The 18,166-nt window shown below is 65.1% G+C and carries 10 protein-coding genes and 1 pseudogene; 2 read left to right on the top strand and 9 right to left on the bottom strand.

The window, feature by feature from the left end; genetic code table 11:
* Positions 1–79 precede the first annotated feature (79 nt).
* Complete coding sequence (gene pulA, locus ACPW74_RS01000) at positions 80–4,132, bottom strand: pullulanase-type alpha-1,6-glucosidase (RefSeq protein WP_039039471.1); 4,053 nt, start codon at positions 4,130–4,132, stop codon at positions 80–82.
* Positions 4,133–4,393: 261 nt separating this feature from the next.
* On the opposite strand from pulA, the gene ACPW74_RS00995 reads away from it, so the two are divergent.
* Positions 4,394–4,795 (top strand): hypothetical protein, encoded by a 402-nt coding sequence (locus ACPW74_RS00995; RefSeq protein WP_041211001.1) that lies wholly within the window; start codon positions 4,394–4,396, stop codon positions 4,793–4,795.
* A gap of 15 nt (positions 4,796–4,810) precedes the next feature.
* On the opposite strand, the gene dmeF is transcribed toward ACPW74_RS00995, so the two are convergent.
* A complete protein-coding gene (dmeF, locus tag ACPW74_RS00990) occupies positions 4,811–5,752 on the bottom strand; it encodes a CDF family Co(II)/Ni(II) efflux transporter DmeF (RefSeq protein ID WP_119196990.1) in 942 nt (313 codons plus the stop codon).
* A 71-nt stretch (positions 5,753–5,823) separates the two neighbouring features.
* On the opposite strand from dmeF, the gene ACPW74_RS00985 reads away from it, so the two are divergent.
* Entirely contained in the window at positions 5,824–6,099 is a 276-nt protein-coding gene (locus ACPW74_RS00985) for a metal/formaldehyde-sensitive transcriptional repressor (protein WP_052814969.1), read from the top strand.
* 28 nt (positions 6,100–6,127) lie between these two features.
* Here the strand turns inward: ACPW74_RS00985 and bcsC are convergent, their stop codons facing one another.
* The 7 genes and pseudogenes from bcsC to bcsG form a co-directional block, all read right to left on the bottom strand.
* Positions 6,128–9,568, bottom strand: a complete 3,441-nt coding sequence (gene bcsC, locus ACPW74_RS00980; protein WP_425858519.1) for a cellulose synthase complex outer membrane protein BcsC — start codon at positions 9,566–9,568, stop codon at positions 6,128–6,130.
* A complete protein-coding gene (gene bcsZ / locus ACPW74_RS00975) occupies positions 9,553–10,662 on the bottom strand; it encodes a cellulose synthase complex periplasmic endoglucanase BcsZ (protein ID WP_279981149.1) in 1,110 nt (369 codons plus the stop codon). Before bcsZ ends, bcsC begins: the two co-directional genes overlap by 16 nt.
* 3 nt (positions 10,663–10,665) lie before the next feature.
* Positions 10,666–12,888: a cellulose biosynthesis cyclic di-GMP-binding regulatory protein BcsB gene (gene bcsB / locus ACPW74_RS00970; RefSeq protein ID WP_425858518.1), complete on the bottom strand. Its 2,223-nt coding sequence runs from the start codon at positions 12,886–12,888 to the stop codon at positions 10,666–10,668.
* Positions 12,888–15,455, bottom strand: coding sequence for a UDP-forming cellulose synthase catalytic subunit (bcsA, locus tag ACPW74_RS00965; protein WP_279981147.1), 2,568 nt, complete (start codon positions 15,453–15,455; stop codon positions 12,888–12,890). Before bcsA ends, bcsB begins: the two co-directional genes overlap by 1 nt.
* A complete protein-coding gene (bcsQ, locus tag ACPW74_RS00960) occupies positions 15,452–16,114 on the bottom strand; it encodes a cellulose biosynthesis protein BcsQ (protein WP_010672843.1) in 663 nt (220 codons plus the stop codon). Before bcsQ ends, bcsA begins: the two co-directional genes overlap by 4 nt.
* Positions 16,111–16,335, bottom strand: coding sequence for a cellulose biosynthesis protein BcsR (bcsR, locus tag ACPW74_RS00955; protein WP_244053664.1), 225 nt, complete (start codon positions 16,333–16,335; stop codon positions 16,111–16,113). Before bcsR ends, bcsQ begins: the two co-directional genes overlap by 4 nt.
* 14 nt (positions 16,336–16,349) lie before the next feature.
* Positions 16,350–17,755 (bottom strand): annotated as a pseudogene (gene bcsG, locus ACPW74_RS00950) (cellulose biosynthesis protein BcsG).
* Positions 17,756–18,166 lie beyond the last annotated feature (411 nt).

Below are 18,166 nucleotides of genomic sequence, written 5' to 3'. Positions count from 1 at the left end.
TCTCGGTGTTATCCCGCCCTTGGCGAGGCGGAATTCAACCCGGGGCTGCCGAGCCAGCCCCGGGCTCGATGGGAAAGACTTACTTGGCGCTGCACTCCTGGATGATGACGCTGCCCACCTCGCCGGAAGTCTGGGTCGGGTCAACCTTCACCAGGAAGCTCCACAGACCCTGTTCCAGCGTGATGCTGTTGTTGCCCATGCCACCGTCGCCGTGCTGGAGCGGGTAAACCTGCTCGGGCTCCAGTGCGATCAGGGTGCCACCGGCATCCTTCACGAAGAACTGCTTGCTCCAGTTGCCATCGTCGTTGGCAAACTTGAAGTCAAAGCTGCCCGCGTAGTTGAAGGCGGCCTGATAGATGGCGAGGTTGCCTTCCATCCCCTTGTAGCTCAGCTGGTAGGCCGGCTGGGCGTTCCAGTCGCTCAGACTGCCGCGCACATAGAGCGGGAAGCCGAGCGGATTGCCCGCGACGGTATCCAGCACCTTGCAGCTCTGCGCCGGTTCGGTGTAGCTGACGCTCAGGGTGGGCTTGTCCTTGTTCATGGCGGTGAAGACAAACTTGTAGGTGCCAGCCTTCTCCACGTTGAACGGCAGATCCCCGCCATTGGCACAGAGTGTATTGACCTGGCCGGTCGCAAGCTGGTCAGTATCGCTGCACTTGCCGTAATTGACGGGGCCACTCCACTCGTTGCCAGCGATCTTCACCTGGGTCGACCCCAGCTGATCCGCCGTCACCTCGGTGGTGAACTCATAGGTGAAGTTGCCACTGAAGTTCATCTTGTTGACCGGATCCCACTGATTCAGGAAACCGCGCACGAACACCTCGGTGTCACCAAAGGGAGGCAAGGTGCTCAGATCCGTCTTCTTGCTCACCGGCAGCCCCGCGCCCTGGGCACCGCTCTGCGGCTTGACGAACACCGCCGCCGACCAGGCGCCAAGGGTCAGCTGACCGCTGTCATTGGCCGCCCCGCTCGCGATGCTGTCGGAGTCACGGTGGGCACCGCTCAGGACCATGCCGGTCAGATCGATGGGCTGATCCTTGCCGTCACGGAAATCGCCGATGCTCTGGGGCTGATTGGTGGCGTTGATCATCACCACCAGGCCGTCGATGGCCGGATCCAGATCCGCACCGGCGCCCACCCCGTCATCCACACTCATCACGATGAGACCCGGGATCTGCTCAGGGCCGGTGTTGCGGAAGTCGACCCGCTTGATCACCTCGGCGCCGCTGCCAAGACGCAGCAGACGAGAGGATTGACGCAGTTCGGAGAGCTCCTGGTAGAAGTTCACCATCTGATGCATCTCGGCCGAACCCGGCTTGGCGTGCTGGCCAAGCACCTGCTCGATCAGCTCGTAGTTGGCCTCGTCCTTGTCCTTGCGCGGCAAGCCCTTGTCGAAGTTGTTGTCGCCAAGGGTGTAATCGACCCGGTTGTACCAGTCACCGGAGTCGTAGCTGTCCCGCTCCATGGACTTGGAGCGCAGCAGTTCGACACCCGCGTGGGTGAAGGGAATGCCCTGACCCAGCATGGCAGTCGCCAGAGAGACCCCCTGCATCCGCACCAGGTCGGCCCCGGCGGGTGCCTTGTACGCCAGGTTGTCGAACAGGGTCTGGTTGTCGTGCTTGTCGACATAGTTCTGGATTTCAGTCGGATCCTGGGCATAGCCCGCCGGTTGACCGTTGTAGTCGATGTCGGAGCCTTTCTTCGGAATGCCGTCCTTGTCGGTCAGCACGAACTCCTTGAGGTTGCCCGCCATGCCGAGGCGCACCAGATCGGACTGATGCAGGGCGGTGGCGAGATCGACGCCGTCCAGCTCGTTGGCATCCACCAGGGCGCCATTGCCAAAGCCCTGGGTCTTGCGAATTGCTTCGCCGCCGTCGAACGGGCTGCCGCCGCGCACCGCGTCACGCAGCCGGTCGGAGAAGGAGCCGATGCCGGTACCGGCCAGGTGCTTCTGGGTCGCCTGCACGAACCGCTTGTCATCCTGTACCTCGCCGAAGTTCCACCCCTCGCCGTAGAAGTACATGTCCGGATTGACCTTCTTCACCTCGGCCAGGGCCTGCACCATCTGATCTTTCGGGTGATGGCCCATGAGGTCGAAGCGGAAGGCATCGATCTTGTAGTCCCGTGCCCAGGTGACCAGGGAGTCATCCATCAGCTTGGCGAACATGGCGTGTTCCGGCGCCGTGTTGGAGCAGCAGGTGGAGTTTTCCACCGAACCGGTCTCCGGATTGAGGCGCTGGTAGTACCAGGGCACAATCTTGTCGAGCACGGATTTGGAACCGAGACCCGCTTCGTTGGTGTGGTTGTAGACCACGTCCATCACCACGTTCATGCCGATGTTCTGCTTGATGGCCTGCACCATCTCGCGGAACTCCTTGATCCGGGTCGTCCCCTCCGCATTGGTGGCGTAGGAGCCTTCCGGGGTGGTGTAGTGGTAGGGGTCATAGCCCCAGTTGAAGGAGTCCACCCCGCGCAGGTAGCCGTACAGCTCCTGCACCACGGGGTTCTCCTTGCTGTCGCTGGCTTGCAGATCACCGAGCACGGCTTCGATGGTCTCGCCGCCACCACAGTGGCTGGCAAACCTGGAGTTCTTGACCTCGGGATTGACCTCGCACAGCTTGCTGAAGTCATCACCGATGTTGGCCACCTTGGCCGGGTCCTCGTTGACGGTGGCGATGTCGAACACCGGCAGCAGGTGCAGGTGGCTGACGCCGCTCTTGGCCAGGGATTTCAGGTGTGTGACGGGCACGCTGTCGCTGTCGGTCAGCCCGAGGAACTTGCCGCGGTGCTCCACCGGCGTCGACTCGTCGTTGCCGGTCAGATCCCGGACGTGGGCCTCATAGATGGTGATGTCGGCGGGGTTCTTCTGGCTGTGGGGCGCCTTGAGGCTGTCCCAGCCTTCCGGCTTGAGGGCCGGATCGTCGAGATCCACCACCTGGCTGAACTCGGAGTTCATCGCCAGGCTCAAGGAGTAGGGGTCGGTCACCTGATAGGATTCCAGCTTGCGGCTGACCGGGTGATAGACCTGGATATCGTAGCGGTAGTATTTGCCGACAAGATCGCTGCCCCCCTGCACGCTCCAGCTGCCGCTGGCCTCGTCCAGAGTCATGGCGCGCTCGCCAAGCGACTTGTGCTGCTCGTCGAACAGCGCCAGCTTGACCGACTTGGCGGTCGGTGCCCAGAGCCGGAAGGTGACATTGCCCCCCTCCACCACGGCGCCGTAGGCCAGCTTGGTGGCCGCTTCGCTGTAAAGGGCATCGAGGGCACCGGCACTCTGCACCAGGGTCGCTCCCTGCAGGATGCCGTCCGCATCGGTCCCGATGGCGACCAGCTCACCCTTGAGCAGGGGCTTGAGATCTTTCCCCGCAGGCAGGGCGAAGGCGGCGGCATCCTTGAGGTGCGGGTATTTGGCCTGCTGCTCTTCGGTCAGGCTGGTCGGGGTCAGCTTGAGGTAGGGGAAATCGAATACACCCTCGCTGTTTGCGGTGATGGTGCCTGACTCTGTGTAGTAGAGGCGCACATAGGGCTTGTCCTTGCCCCCTTGCCAAATCAGGGTGTTGTCGTCGATGAGATGGGCACTGGCCCCCGCCACGCCGAAGGCGGCGGTGAAGGCTTCCGCCCGGCTGCCGAAGATCTCGTTCTTGCCGGCGACGATGGCCACGGTGCGATCCGGGTGATCACTGAAGACCACCTTCATGTCGCTGCCGGTCAGGTTCGCGAGATCGCCGTTGCGGGCGATGAAGTTGATGCAGCCTTCCATCTTGGAGAGCGGCACGACCCAGGCCGGACCAAAACTGTCCGCCGCGGACGGCGTCTTGCTCTTGTCATCCCAACCGGTGTTGAGGCCGCCCTCCGAGGTCGAGTTGCAGGCGTCGTTGTTCCACAGGTGCAGGCTGTGGCTGGCGAACGGGCCGGTGACACCGCGCGCCGCGCTGGTCTGGGTATCCACCAGGGCGATGACCGCTTCGTCGGGGCCGGCCGTCAGCAGTTCGGCCGGGGGCTGGACGTTGGGAAGACGAGCGACGGGCTCATCCTGAGGGGCAGGAGCAGAAGAACTGTTGTCGTTACAGCCTGACAAAAGCGCGAGCAGTGAGGCTGTTACCAGCGCCACTTTGGTCTTTTTCATATCCATTTTTTTATAATTCCCGCTGTAGTTAGTCTCGATATCCGAGTACCCGGTCATTGCCGAGCGGTGTCATATTAATCAGCGGGAATTGCCGTAAATGTGAGCGGATGGGCAAAAAAAACCAATCCGCATCAACAAGATAACGTTTTCATAACGAAAATTCGATCGCGCTCACAGACCTGGCACCGCTTTCGGCCCATACCAGCGGGAAGAGGGGAGCGAGTGACGAAATCAATGTCCAATCAAATGGATAGAGGGGGCTGGGTGATGAAACGGATTGAGGAGCAGGCCAGGCGGCTGGACCAGGAGTATCAGGGCATTGCCCAGTTGTTCGATCAGTTCTGCCAGCAGGCCGGCGTGCTCGCCGAACGCTATCACTTCTTCAACTGGCCGGATTATGAAGAGAGCCCGCCCCTCGCCCGCGCCTTCACCCTGCTGGGGGAACCACGGGAACTGCGGCTGCGCTGTCAACCCGGCGAGGGGGGTTCCCTGAACGGCCTCCTCCAGGTGTGTGGCGAGGAAGGCAAGGTTCACGCCAGCCTGGGCTTTCATGCCGACGGGCACCTGCTGCTGGAGCCGGGCCGCCTGCTCGACGACCCGCCGGGACTGCTGCTGAGGCTGATGCTGGGCTCCCTCTGGCAGGATCAGGGGAGCGAGCCTCCCCGCTGACGCCCGCCAGGGGTATCAGTCGGCAGACACTTCGATGGTCAGGTGCACCAGCTCCTCATGGATGGCGAGGCGCTCGCGGATCGCCTGTGCCGGGACCGGGGTCGCCATCTGCAACGACATCGCGGCGGCATACTGCGTCTGCCCCACCCGCCAGACGTGCAGATCGCGGATCTCGGCGCCAGGCAGCTCGGCGATCACCTCGCGGATCTCGTCCACCAGGGGCGCATCCATCTCCGCATCCAGCAAGACGCGCCCGGTATCACGCAGCAGCCCCCTGGCCCACACCGCCACCAGCACGGCCCCGGCGATGCCCATCAGGGGATCCAGCCAGTCCGCCCCCCACAACATGCCTCCCACCAGCGCCAGAATCGCCAGCACCGAGGTGGCCGCGTCCGCCAGCACGTGGAGGTAGGCGGCGCGCAGGTTGAGATCCTGATGGCCGTGGTGGTGATCGTGCGAGTGGTCGTGATGACCGTGATGGTGGTCGTGACCATGGTGATGGCCGTGATCGTCCCTGAGCAGCCAGGCACAGGCCAGATTCACCAGCAGGCCCAGCAGGGCAATGCCGATCGCCTGCTGATAATGGATGGGGCTGGGGTCCAGCAACCTGGCCACCGACTCGAACAGCATCAACCCCGCCACCCCCACCAGCAGCAGGGCGCTGCTGAAGCCCCCCAGCACCTCTATCTTCCAGGTACCGAAGCTGAACCTGTGATCCCGCGCAAAGTGGCGGGCAGCGCGATAGGCCAGCACCGAGAGGCCGAGGGCCAGGGCATGGGAGCTCATGTGCCAGCCGTCGGCCAGCAGCGCCATGGAGTTGTAGAACCAGCCGCCACCGATCTCCGCCACCATCATGACGATAGTGAGCAGCACGGCCCAGCGGGTCTTCTGTTCGGCCAGGGGATTCCCTTCGTGGACGACGGGGTGGTGGCAGTGGGATGAGGCGAGGGATGGCATGGATTTCTCCTGAAAACGAGGATGCTATATACTATACCCCAGTATAGTTTTATTGATCGAGAGGATCCTGGATGTCACACACGGTTCACGACAAGAAGAAGCTGCTGGCACGGGTCAGGCGCATCAAGGGGCAGACCGGCGCCCTGGAGAGCGCTCTGGAACAGGAAACAGACTGCGCCGCCATCCTGCAGCAGATTGCCGCCATCCGCGGCGCCGTCAACGGCCTGATGCTGGAGGTGCTGGAGGGACACATGCGCGAGCATCTTGGCGCCGAGGAGGCGACCCATGCCGAGCGGCTGGACGATCTGGATCAGGTGGTGAGGGTACTGCGTTCCTATCTGAAATAAGGGCGCCCGGTGATGACGGGCGCCTCTGTCAGTCGAAGTCCGCGTAGGGAGTGAGAGGCCTTGGCGGCATGTCGAGATCCCCTTGCCAGGGCTTGAAGGTGTAGCGCAGGAACAGGGTGACATGGCTGGGGGCATAGTCATCCGCCTGCTGGATGTCCACCCGGCCACCGATGCGCCAGTGTTCCGTCAGCCTGTGTTCCACCACGCCATTCAGGGTGTAGCCGAATCCACTGCTGCTGCTCCCTTTCACAGGCGCATTTCTGTCTGGCAAACCGCTTGGCAACAAGCCTTCCAGCGGGTAGCGGCGACTGTCGTCGGTACGGGCGTAGGACCAGGATCCCGATCCCCCCAGCTCCCACGACCAGTCCGGGGTACGCTGCCGGTAGCTGACCGGCACCGAGAGCGAGAAGTACCCTTGCGGGCTGTAATACCCCCCCTGCCCCAGGGTATAGCCCCCCAGATCCTGCTGGTAGTGCCACAGCATGGTGCTGAGCCCCACGCTGGCACGGCGATGGGTCTCGTTGACGAACTTGTAATAGCCCCCTCCCATGAGCCGGGTGCGCCAGTTGTCGGGCACGTTCTTGCCGGTCAGCAGGTGCTGCTGGGCGCTGCCCCAGAACCCGACGGCCCCTCCCAGATCCCGGCTGAGATCGAGGCGGATCCCGTTCGCCCGCACCCCGCCCCAGCTGATGCCCGTGCCCGGATCCACCGTTTCCCCATAGGAGAGCAGCGAGCTGCTGACGGGCCGACGCGAGAGGGTCATCCCCCACCCCAGCGTGTGCCAGTCACCGGTCAAGGTGGCGCCACCAACCCAGTCCACCACCTCGAAACCGAGGGGCGTGGTCCCCAGATCGAACGCCCAGGCCCCCCGCTGCCAGCCTGCCGCCAGGGTGGTCCCCCGGCTCTGCTGGTGCGCGTCCCCGCGGCAGTCCCTGGCCGCACAGGTACCGAACTGCGCCCGGTAAGGGGAGTCCGGCAGCTCTCCGGCATCCATGTCGACCAGTTCAAGGCGGCCGAAGGCGGTACCACCGGCCAGCGGCGTATCCAGTTGCGCCATCTGGGTCAGCGCCCGCAGATCCGAGTAGCCCCCGGTACCGCTGGAGCCCCAGTAATCGCTGTCGAGGGAGAAGGTGGTCTGGCTCTGCCGGTAATGCCTGTCGAGATCGCTGCGCAGGCCGGATGCCAGCCACCCCTCCCCATCCTGACTGCGTGCCAGCCGGGTCAGCTCGCCCCCCTCCAGATCCTCGCGGGGGGCCAGACCTGCGGCCACCAGCCCCTTGCGATCCCGCACCAGAGCCCCTTCCACATCATGCTCGGCAACGCGCTGACGGGCGGCATCGCGCCAGAACAGCGCCGTCTGCTGGGAGGCCGGTTGCATCGCCACCAGGGGTTCGTAGTCGGTGAAGATGGCGCGGGCTGTCTCGCCCTCTCCCAGCGCCTGATAGAGATTGGCTACCTGGCGGTAGTAGTTGGCCCCCTCCGGGGGCAGCGGGCTGACCGGCCAGGCGGGCAGCCAGTGACGGGCCTTTGCCAGATCGCCCCTGGCCTGGGCCAGTTCGGCCATGCCAAGCCTGGCCTCTGGCTGTTGCGGCGTGCGGGCAAGCACCTCCTGATAGCGCTGCTCCGCCAGTGCATAGGCCCCCCGATCCGTGGCCCACTCCGCCAGCATCAGGCTTACCTCTTCATCCGGCTGCAACGGCTGAAGCAGGCGTTCGGCCCCCTCATCATCCCCGGCCTCGTGACGCGCCCTCGCCCTGGCGAGCACCTCGTCACGGGCGAGGCGCTGATCCAGCGTATCCATGTCCTGTGTCCAGCCGGACCTAGGGATGGCGGCCAGCACCCCTCTCGCCTCCACCATCTTGTCCTGCCCCGAGAGATAGAGGGCGGTGGCGTAGCGCAGGGTGGCATCCTGCGGGTGCGCCGCCAGCCGTTCCCGCAAGAGCCGCTCCCCGCTACCGGCTTCCCCGAGGCGGGCCCGAGTATCGGCCACTCGATAGGCCAGCCATACCTCTTCCGGGGTCAGCGCGAGTGCCTGCTCGCGAAGGCGCAGCGCCGCCGCCACCTTGCCGGCCCGATCGAGCTGATCGGCCTCCTCCTGCAACAGCCCGGCCTTGAGCCGCCGCCCTTCGGCCTGCATCCCTGGGGTGCCCTGCTGCTCCAGCAGGGCCAGGGCACGTGCCGGATCCTGCTCCTTGTAGAGATCGAACAGGCGGGCCAGGGCCCGCTCCCGCGCGCTCCCCATGGCGAGCGCCTTGCGGTAGGCAGACTCCGCGTCGGCATCGCGATGGCGGCCACGCTCGCTGTCTCCAAGCCCCAGCCAGGCTTCGGGCTCACGCCCATCCTGGGCGATGGCACGGCGATACAGGGTCGCCGCCTCATCCCACTGCTCCCGTTCCAGGGCGCTGCGCCCCTGGCTCACCAGCAGCCAGTAGCGGTTGGTGGCCAGCAGGCTGCGCCATTTGTCCTTGTCGGTCACCTCGGGGTGTGCCAGCACCCGTTCAAACTGGGCGATGGCCAGCGCTCGCTGATCGTTGCGGGAGTAGGCCTGCCCGAGGGCGCCCATGAGTTCAGGATCCCCCGGGTTGGCAGCCAGGGCACGCTGCAAGCGGGAGATGGAGGCACCACCTCCCGCCGTGCTTGCGAGCGCCGACTGGCGTGCACGATAGGCAGGCGAGGCCCACTTCTCCTCCTGGGTAGCGAGCAGCTGTTCCGCCTTGGTGGTATCCCCTTCGCCAAAGAGCACCATGTACTCCTGCAAGGCAGCGATGCTCCCGGGACCGATGGGCAGGGATTCGATGTCCGCGAGCCAGATCTCGGCGGCCTCGTCCCGCTGATAGGGATCTCGCGCCATCTCGCGCAACAGGTTCTGCGCCCCCTGGCGCCGACCCTCCGCCAGATAGAGGCGAGCCAGCCCGCCCCGCACTCTGGGCTCACCCGGATATTGCCGGTTGAGTGCCTCCAGGGCCGCCAGCCCCTTTGCCTTCATGGCCGGGATCCGTGTCTGCAACAGGGCATAATCCACCGCCACGTCGAGATTGGGGGGCAAGTCACCGGAGAACAGGGAGCGATAGAGACGCTCGGCCTCCTCCAGCCTGCCGGCGCTGGTCAGCAGCCTGGCTTGTTGCAGTTGCTGGCGCCTGGCCGGTTCGTTCAGGGCCAGGTTGGCCATGCCCTGACGATAGAGCGCAGAGCCGGGGTCTTGCTTGCCAAGGCGGGCCAGCAGTGTCCCGGCCTCCTTGACCTTGCCCTGGCGCAGGGCCTGACGGGCCTGGGCTGCCAGCAGCTCCGGATGATCGGGCTCCACCAGAGAGAGAGAATAGAGGCTGTTGCTGACGAGATCTTCCCGCCCACGGGCCTCGCCAATCCTGACCTGCTCCAGCAGCCAGGCCACCGGCTGTACCGTCCCTTGCGCCAGGGCTCCGCTCATCAGGCAGGCGAGCAGGCACCCCAGGGTCACTCTGCCTGACATGACTCGCTCCAATCCGGCTGCAGGGTACCGTCGGCGGCAAAGCGATAACGCCCCTGATCCCAGCCTGCGCCGAACAGGGTCAGCACGCTGCCGTAGTAGGCATCCGCATCCAGCCCGTGATCGGAGACCTGCTTGCGCAAGGTGACCTGCACCGGCAAGCCCCGTGACAGGGGCAGGAGGGCGGCGGCAAAGCCGCTCGGCCCCTTGCCCTGAACCTGTCCACTTTGGCTGGAGACCCGCTCGGGCAGATGACCCGATTCGGTCAGCTGCGCCAGCATGGGGGCAAAGTGGGCCACCAGGGAAGCCCTGGCGGGATCCTCCTCGCTCAGCATGCCGAGCCAGAGATAGACGCGGATGGCGTCATAGCCACCGGTGTCGCCCTTGTCCGCCGTCACCTGCCATCCCTTGTCGGCCTGCCAGTCCACCCAGTCCGGGGCAAAGCCACGGGGCGCACTCTCCTGCAGCAGCTTGGGCAAGAGAGCCCGCATCTCGCCCCAGGGCCCCTTGAAGGAAGCGAATCTGGCCAGCAGTTGTGGGGGCAGATAACTGGGGTTGAGGGTCCAGCGTCCCTCCCCCTCATAGCCTTTCGCCCCGGGCAGCAACACGGGGCCGAGACCCGGCAGCGTGGCGACCTCCTCCCGGGCGATACGGCGCAGCAACAGGGTGCCGAGGGCCGAGTAGCTGTGGTTGTCCCACAGGCGACCCGCCTCCAGCAGGCTGTAGGCTATCCAGAGATCCGAATCGGACGCGCTGTTCGCGTCCAGCACGCCCCAACTGCCGTCCTGCTGCCTGCCCCAGAGCCAGGATGGCAGGAAGCCGGTCAGATCCCCGCGGGCGAGCTGCCGCTCCGTCCAGTCGAGCAGGCGGGCAAAGGTCTCCCTGTCATCGTTGACCAGGGCGAAGAAGAGGGCATAGCTCTGGCCTTCCGAGGTGGTGATGCGGCGCCCCTCGGCAGGGTCGATGACCCTGCCCTCTTCGCTGATGTAGTGCTGGCGAAAGTGATCCCACTCCGGCCAGTGGCAGACGGCCTGCGCCGGGAGGGAACAAAGGGCCCAGAGGAGCAGGGCACCACAGACATTTTTCATCTGAGTCATCTCTTAATCTTCCTTCAGACGGCGGCGACTGGCACTGGCAAGCAGCACCCGCAGGCCCCAGCCCAGTACCAGCATGCAGAGCAGGGTCAGCCCGGCAAGACGCACCGGATAACGGGCAAACAGTTGCCAGAGACGCTCCCACCACGGCAGGTAGCCCACCTCGTAGCGATCCCCCACCACCAGGCTCTTCACCCCGGATTCCCGGATGATGGCCACCGAGCCCGCCACCTGATCGCGCAGGGGCCGGGTCTGCAGGGCCTCATTGAGCAATGTGACCCCCGCCGGTCCATCCGCCAGCAGGGCCACCAGGCTGCGCTGATCATGGGTCGGCGATTGCAGCCCCAGGATGACGGCGATGGCCCGGTTGCCCGTCATGCCCACCCGGGCCTGGGGCTGGCGATCGGCCATGGTGTGCAGCAGATCCCCCTTGTGCTGGCGGGTTGGCTCGTTGACCCAGCTGCGCGTGGATTGCAGCAGGGCGTCGGGAGCCAGATCCCCTCGAAACTCCTCGGGCAGGGTGCCGATGAGCAGGGTATCCAGATCGGCGGTGCGGGCCTGCTCCCAGTCATCCAGGACTCGCAGGGAGAGGGCCGGATAACCGGTCTCGGCCCCGATGGCCCCCACCGCATCGAGCAAGGTAGTGATCTGCGCCGGGTGGGCCTTGGCGGGCATGACCACCTGGCTGTCGGCGAGATCCGCCATCCGGCTGAACGGGAAGCCGGCATAGGCGAACGCCTTGAGGTTCGGCATCTCGATGAAGTGGCGATAGCCGCTGAAGTCGATGGTGGAGCCATCGTCGATGCGCACCTGATGGGCTGGGGGCATCACCAGATCGCAGCGACCGTCCTCATTCCCCCCCATCGTCTCCCTGGCATATTCAAACGAGAAGCTCAGGCTGTTGGCCTGGGTGGTCTTGAGCCCGGGCATGCGCAGCGCAGTGGCGCCGTCATCGGCGGCGAACCAGAGCGGCAGGGTGAGCAACTGCTCACTCTTGGCCTCACCGGGTTCGAGCGGGAACGACTTCATGAACTGGCCGTTGACCGCCACATCCAGGCGGGAGCCATCCCGCCGGGTCGGTGCGCTGTGGTGGTACTTGAGATCCGTCTTGATGCCGTTGGCGCCCAGCAGATAGAGATCCGGCGGCAACCGCAGTGTCAGGCTCATGGGCCAGAGCCGGTTGCCCGTGGCCTGCAGCTGGCCCGGATAATCGGTCAGTTCGTCGAACCGCATCTTGCGATCGAGCCGCACCCAGTTGGGGGCGTCATAGGGCTGGCGCGGGGCCAGGGGTTTCACCTCGTCCACCAGCACGCTCTGGCCGCGCAGCAGCACCTCCCCCTGGGCCAGCCCCCTGGCCGCGGTCAGCAGATCCTGCTGATCCCGCCCCAGGATCAGCAGCAGCTTCACATAGGGGTTGTCGGGGGAGCTGATCATGTCGATGGTGGGCCCCTTCACCTCGGGGTAGTCGACCAGGAAATCGGGACGGGCGTCATTGGTGGCGAAGATCACGGCGTTGCGATCGGGCAACTGGTTGATGAGCACCGGGAAATGCTGGCCCCGCCACTGGGCCTTGGTGCCGAACCAGGAGGCCAGCCCCGCCGCCGCCTGTTGCTGCTCCGGGGGCACTGAGCCCGTGAACACCATGGGCAGAGTCAGCTTGCCATTGTCCCGCACGTCGAGGAACGGCATGGGGAAGAAGGAGAGCTCGTTGCGCACCGGCAGGGTCTGCAACTGCAGGGTCAGCTTGCTGTCCCGGTTGACGTTGAGCCAGAGGGTATCGCTCGCCGGGTTCTCGCACACTTTCCGATAGTGGCCGACGAAGCTCACCTTGAGGCGGTTGAAATCCTTGGCATAGCGGGGATCCAGCTCGATGCTGGCATGGGTCATCGTCCCCATCTGATCCTGGTTGAGGGCCGTCACCCCCATCAGCTCGTCATTGAGATAGACCTTGACCTGGGAGATGAGCGGCAGCAGGGAGGGCGATGGCGTGAAGTTCAGATCCAGGGTGGCCCGGGTCACCACCTCGTCCCGCCGCACGGTGAAGTCGGCCAGTCCGTCTGGCGCATTGCCGCGCAGGGACAGGGTGCCTGGCGATGATGCCATCTGTTCGAAGCTCATCCCCTGGGTGCGCACCGGAGCGGGAACGGGCGGCAGGGGGCCGACGACCTCGGCGGCGGTCGCACCCTGTGCCATCAGCAGGAGAGGAATAAGGTAGCGTTGTGGTTTCATCATCCTTTCACTGTCTGTGAGGTCGGAGTCCCGGCCCGGAAATCTGGGGAGACGCGACGGGGAACGAAGGAGAGGAGCCAGCGAGCCAGCTTCTCGAGGAGGATACAAACAAAGCCGATGGGTGAGGTACGGGCCAGACGCCAGTAAGCTCCCCAGCCGAGCAGGGTAATGTCGATCAGGCTGTGGAGGGGGCGATCCTTGCCCAGACGCTGCTGCCACAGGGACCAGGTATCGGCCCGGGCGAAGGTGCACTGGATGAACTCGACATGCTGTGCCTGCGCCATGGGTTCCAGCTCCAGTCCCAGCTTGCAGCCGAACACCCGCTGCACCTTGGCGGCGAACGCCTGCTCCCGTTGGTCATGGCGCAGCAGCAACCAGACCCTCTCCTTGTCGGCCAGGGGCAGGGGCGCCTCGAGCAGCACCCCGACCCCCCCGTTGGAGTAATCCCTGACAGTACAGGGGTAGAGGTGACCGTTCGCCAGCCTGATGGCCGCCGGCATCACCATCTCCACCCTGGGATTGGCACGGACCTGCCGCGACTCGAAGGCCACCGCCAGGGCGCCGCCCAGTATGGTCATGTTGTAGAGGGTCCAGATCATGCTGAGGATCAGGGTCGGCACCTCGTCGGCAGGGCCGGTGCCGATGCGCCAGAGGCCGAACCCCAGCCCGCACAGATTGAGCAGGATCAGCAGCAGATAGGGGCGGGAGACCGACAGATCGAGGAACACCTCCTCCGTCATACCCCCCTTGGCGGTCACGTTGAACGTCCCCTTGTGGGGTGCAAAGAGCGCCACCGTGGTCGGCCTGGCGATGTACCAGGCCAGCACCGTCTCATAGACCTCGCCCCAGAAGGAGTGGCGGACCTTGCCCTGCAACCGGGAGTTGGTCAGGGCGCTGTGGAAGATGTGCGGCAACATGTAGAGGGCGATGGCCGCCGCCGGGGCATAGATGATGTAGGCGTGCAGGATAAGGAAGGCGAGCGGCGCCGTCAGGAAGATGAGCCTCGGTATGCCCGAGAGGAAGTGCAGCATGGCATTGAAGTAGCAAAGCCGCTGCCCCAGCTTGAGCCCCTTGCCGAAGAGGGGGTTGTCCAGACGCAGGATCTGCACCATGCCGCGCGCCCACCGGATGCGCTGACCGATGTGGGCAGAGAGGCTTTCGGTGGCCAGCCCCGCCGCCAGCGGGATCCGGATATAGGCCGAGGTGTAGCCGAGGCGGTGCAGCCGCAGGGAGGTGTGGGCATCCTCGGTGACCGTCTCCACCGCGATGCCGCCGATCTCGTCAAGGGCGGTGCGCTTGATGACGGCGCAGGAACCGCAGAAGAAGCTGGCGTCCCACATATCGTTGCCATCCTGCACCAGGCCGTAGAAGAGGGCCCCCTCGTTCGGCATCTTGCGAAACCGTTGCAGGTTGTGTTCGAACGGATCGGCGGAGAAGAAGTGGTGGGGGGTCTGGACCACGCCCAGACGGGGATCCTGGTAGAACCAGCCCACCGTCATCTGCAGGAAGGAGCGGGTCGGCAGGTGGTCACAGTCGAAGATGGCGACCAGATCCCCGGTGGCCATCTTGAGGGCGTGATTGATGTTGCCCGCCTTGGCGTGCTCATGGGTCGACCGGGCCACATAGCGGATCCCGGCCTCCTCGGCGAAATCGCGAAACGCCGCCCGCCCCCCGTCGTCAAGCAGCCAGATGGTCAGCTTGTCGGCGGGCCAGTCGAGCCCCATGGCGGCGTAGACAGTCCCCTTCACGATGGCGAGATCCTCGTTGTAGGTGGGGATCATCAGATCCACGCTGGGCCACTGGGCCGGATCCGCCGGCAGTTGTGCCGGGGGGCGGTGCAGGGGCCATGCGGTCTGCCAGTAGCCGAGCAGCAGCACCAGCCAGGCATAGGTCTCGGCGGCCAGCAGCAGCAGGCCGCAGGCCAGGCTGACGGGGTCGAACCAGTCGAGGGTCGAGGTGTAGCGCCACCAGATGTAGCGGCAGGAGATGGTGAGGGAGAGCACCATCATCATCAGCATGGGATAACGGCCCGGCACAGCCCGCAGGATGAAGGCCATGGCCGCCAGCAGGAGGACGAACACCAGTTGCGCCTGCAGGGTGAACGGCAGGGTGACGCAGAGCAGGGAGAGGCTCCCGGCCACCACGCAGAGCAGCACGCTCTTCCAGCGCGCCTCGCGGGGCGTGGCCCTGGCGGCGGCCAGCCCTTTCTCCTCCTGGCGGGCCAGGAAGCCCCCGAGAGCCTGAGTGCCCCTATGCCAGATCCGCTGCCAGGAGGCAGGCCAGCGCAGAGGGATGGGCTGTGGGCGACGCACTATCATCCAGAGGCTCTGCAACAGAACGCGCAGGGGATCTCCCACCCGGGGGTGCGTCAGCTGGGGATAGAGCCCCCGGGCATGGCCCAGCACCCATTGCCAGCCATGACGCTCGAGGGGGAAGATAACCCAGGCCAGCAGCCAGCCCAGGGTCAATGCGGCCGCCCCCGGGCGGGAAGCCCCCCGCTCGCGCAGTGCGCGATAGCGCTGCGAGCACCAGAGGCCCGCAGCCGGCGTCAGCAGCCGCACTCTCATCGGGGCGCCTCCCCCTCTGCCAGACACCAGGTCGCCAAGGCGGCCAGCTCGTGGGCAACCAGACTGGTGGGGGCATAGCGGCCGACCGGCAGCTTGGCGGCCATGGCCTCCGCCATGGCTTCGTCCCTGTGCAGATGAAGATTGAGCAGAGGGAGCCCCCCTGCCAGCCAGAGATCCAGCAGCCCCTGCTGCAGGGCCCGCTGGCTGGAGAACTGGGTCACCAGCAGACGCTCATCGGCCGCCCAGGGGTGGCGGTGAAGCCGCACATGGCAGTTGGCATCCGCATTGACCACCAGCAAGCGCCTGCAGGGGATGACGGGGGCCATGCCCAGGGGCAGATCCAGCAGCACCAGATCATAGCCATCGATCCCCGCCAGCCACTCGGCCGACGCCCCCTCCCCCCCGCCATGGGAGAGCAGATCCAGTCCCTCCTCCCGGCGGTGAAGCGCACCTCGCCACTCCCGCGCCGGCTGGGTCAGCCGGCTCCAGCCTCCCGGATCGTCATGGGGCAGGCCAAGGTGGATGCCAAGCTGGTTGTCCGGGCAGAGATCCACCGCCAGCACCCTTGCCCCCTGCTCATGGGCAGCCTGGGCCAGTCCGGCCACGATGGCGGTGGTCCCCACACCTCCCCGGATCCCCTGCAGGGCGATCACCTTCATGCAGACCTCCCCTCGCCAGTCCCCTCGGGCCCTTTCACAGCCACCTCCGCCAGCAGGGGGAAGCGTGCGCACAAGGCGGCGAGCCGCTCCCTGGCGGCAATATCCTGATAGGAGACGCTGACACCAAAGGCCTGCTGGACCATGGCCACGTCATTGATCACCGTGCCCTCCACCGGGACGCCGAAGGGGGTCTGCATGTCTGATTGCCGTTCGCTGCGCATCGTCACTTCCGGTCTCATTGGGGATAGGGGACCCAGTCCCCCTGCCCCAGCTTGATGTGGTACTTGCCCTGATATTCGATCACCACCGAGCCCTGGTTCTCGGACACCGGCGGGGTCTGCGGCAGGTCGCCCAGCAGGGCATCCCAATCGATGGTCTCGCTCCCGAACACATCCTTCCCCACCAGCCTGGAGACCAGTTCTGATACCGCCAGGAAGCTGCTGGGGGTGTCCACGTTGCGGGTCGCTTCATGGGGCGCCTTGGTACCGAGCAGGGCAACCCCCACCGGCACCTGGGTGATGCTCGGGCTGGGAATGTCCCGCAGCCCGGCCATCTGCATCTTGTCGCCGGTGAGAGCGGCGCCGTGCTCAGGCACCATCACCACGGCCACCTTGCGGCCGGATTGCTCCAGCGTCGTCATGAAGTCGTCCAGCTGATCCAGCAGGGTCTTGAGCCTCGCCTTGTAGGGCGCTATCTGGCGGCTCGCCACATAGCGGTTGCCATCGTGCAGGGCGATGAGGTTGAAGAAGGTGACGTTGCGTGCCGCCTGACTCTGTGTCCGCTCGTTCAGCCAGCGGCCGAACAGGGCATCCCCGCGATAGATGGGCTCGCCATCGAAGGAGGCGAGATCATGGGCCAGTCCCTTCTTGTCCATGGGGGTCACATCCAGCCCGGCATACTGCTGCAGGCCGGTCAGGTAATTGCCAAAATCCCCCGAGTGATCCATGGCCACCTGTTTGGCAAAGCCGAGCTGGGCCAGGTTCTCGAACAGCAGACACTGCTTCGGCGCCGTCACATAGAGCCCCTGGTGGCTGGTCTGCCCGCAACTGGCCCGCAGCAGGCGAATGGAACTCGGGCCGCTGTAGGAGGTGGCGGAGTTGAAGCGGTTGAAGCGAATGTCGAAGTGGGACCAGACCGGATGCCCGGTCAGGCCGCTCGCCTCCACATCATGCCAGGCCAGGGAGCAGACATTGATGATGAGTACATCGAAGGGGGTCGCCTGGGCTGGCAGGCTCTCCGGGAAGTGCACCAGTCTCTCCTGCTCCTCCCGATAGAAGTCATCGAGATAGGCGTTGAGGTTCTCGTTGGTCGGCGGGGCACTCTGGTGAAGCGCAGCCACTGGGCGATGAACAGATAGAGTGTCAGCAGCACGAACCCCGCGCCGACCATCTCCCAATTGATGAAACGCCCGAGCAACTCCGCCCAGTAATCCAGGGTGAAGGAGAAGACCTGGCTGCCCTGGGCACGAATGCTCTCTATCCCCGGCAACCAGGTATCGTGATAGAAGATCCCCGCCCCCACCGGCAACGCCAGCCAGTGCCGCGCACGGCGCCACCCGGCCCTTTGCAGGGGAAAGATCAGGAGGGCGGCAAACACCAGGTTGATCAGGGGGTGGAAGTTGAGATATCCCCCCCAGAGCAGGGCGAACTTGGCAAGAAAATAGACATTCCAGCCACCCAGGCCATGCCAGTCCAGCCAGGGAGAATCGGCATCAGAAACGTGTCAGGTCATCCGCGATGAGTCACCTGTTATCGTGGGCCCCCCGAAGGGGCCGGGCACACTGCAATGGTTGTCAAAAGAATAGCCTGACTATTATGCAACTATTAATTTGTCTCAGGTGGCGCTGAACCTGACTCCCCCGGATGGGTGTAAGGGGAATGAGAGGGGCCGTATGTATCCATATATTATCCAAACGATCCCGATAAGGCAGCCTTCTCTGACAAAATGGGGGGAACGTGCAGACGGGATGCAGGATCCTGGCAAGGGCCCCGCGCTTACCACTGCGACAGACTTTGTCAGCCCTGTCGCCATCTCGAACAACTTGAGGCCACC

The organism is Aeromonas sp. INTO2 (assembly GCF_049860605.1).
GTDB lineage: Bacteria > Pseudomonadota > Gammaproteobacteria > Enterobacterales > Aeromonadaceae > Aeromonas > Aeromonas caviae.
The sequence above is the reverse complement of the archived record's forward strand: the minus strand, read 5'-3'. Positions and strand labels throughout refer to the sequence as shown.

Bases quoted from the DNA above. Each gene is read 5' to 3' on its own strand.
- pulA (WP_039039471.1), bottom strand. From the start codon at position 4,132: ATGGATATGAAAAAGACCAAAGTGGCGCTGGTAACAGCCTCACTGCTC.
- ACPW74_RS00995 (WP_041211001.1), top strand. From the start codon at position 4,394: ATGAAACGGATTGAGGAGCAGGCCAGGCGGCTGGACCAGGAGTATCAG.
- dmeF (WP_119196990.1), bottom strand. From the start codon at position 5,752: ATGCCATCCCTCGCCTCATCCCACTGCCACCACCCCGTCGTCCACGAA.
- ACPW74_RS00985 (WP_052814969.1), top strand. From the start codon at position 5,824: ATGTCACACACGGTTCACGACAAGAAGAAGCTGCTGGCACGGGTCAGG.
- bcsC (WP_425858519.1), bottom strand. From the start codon at position 9,568: ATGTCAGGCAGAGTGACCCTGGGGTGCCTGCTCGCCTGCCTGATGAGC.
- bcsZ (WP_279981149.1), bottom strand. From the start codon at position 10,662: ATGACTCAGATGAAAAATGTCTGTGGTGCCCTGCTCCTCTGGGCCCTT.
- bcsB (WP_425858518.1), bottom strand. From the start codon at position 12,888: ATGAAACCACAACGCTACCTTATTCCTCTCCTGCTGATGGCACAGGGT.
- bcsA (WP_279981147.1), bottom strand. From the start codon at position 15,455: ATGAGAGTGCGGCTGCTGACGCCGGCTGCGGGCCTCTGGTGCTCGCAG.
- bcsQ (WP_010672843.1), bottom strand. From the start codon at position 16,114: ATGAAGGTGATCGCCCTGCAGGGGATCCGGGGAGGTGTGGGGACCACC.
- bcsR (WP_244053664.1), bottom strand. From the start codon at position 16,335: ATGCGCAGCGAACGGCAATCAGACATGCAGACCCCCTTCGGCGTCCCG.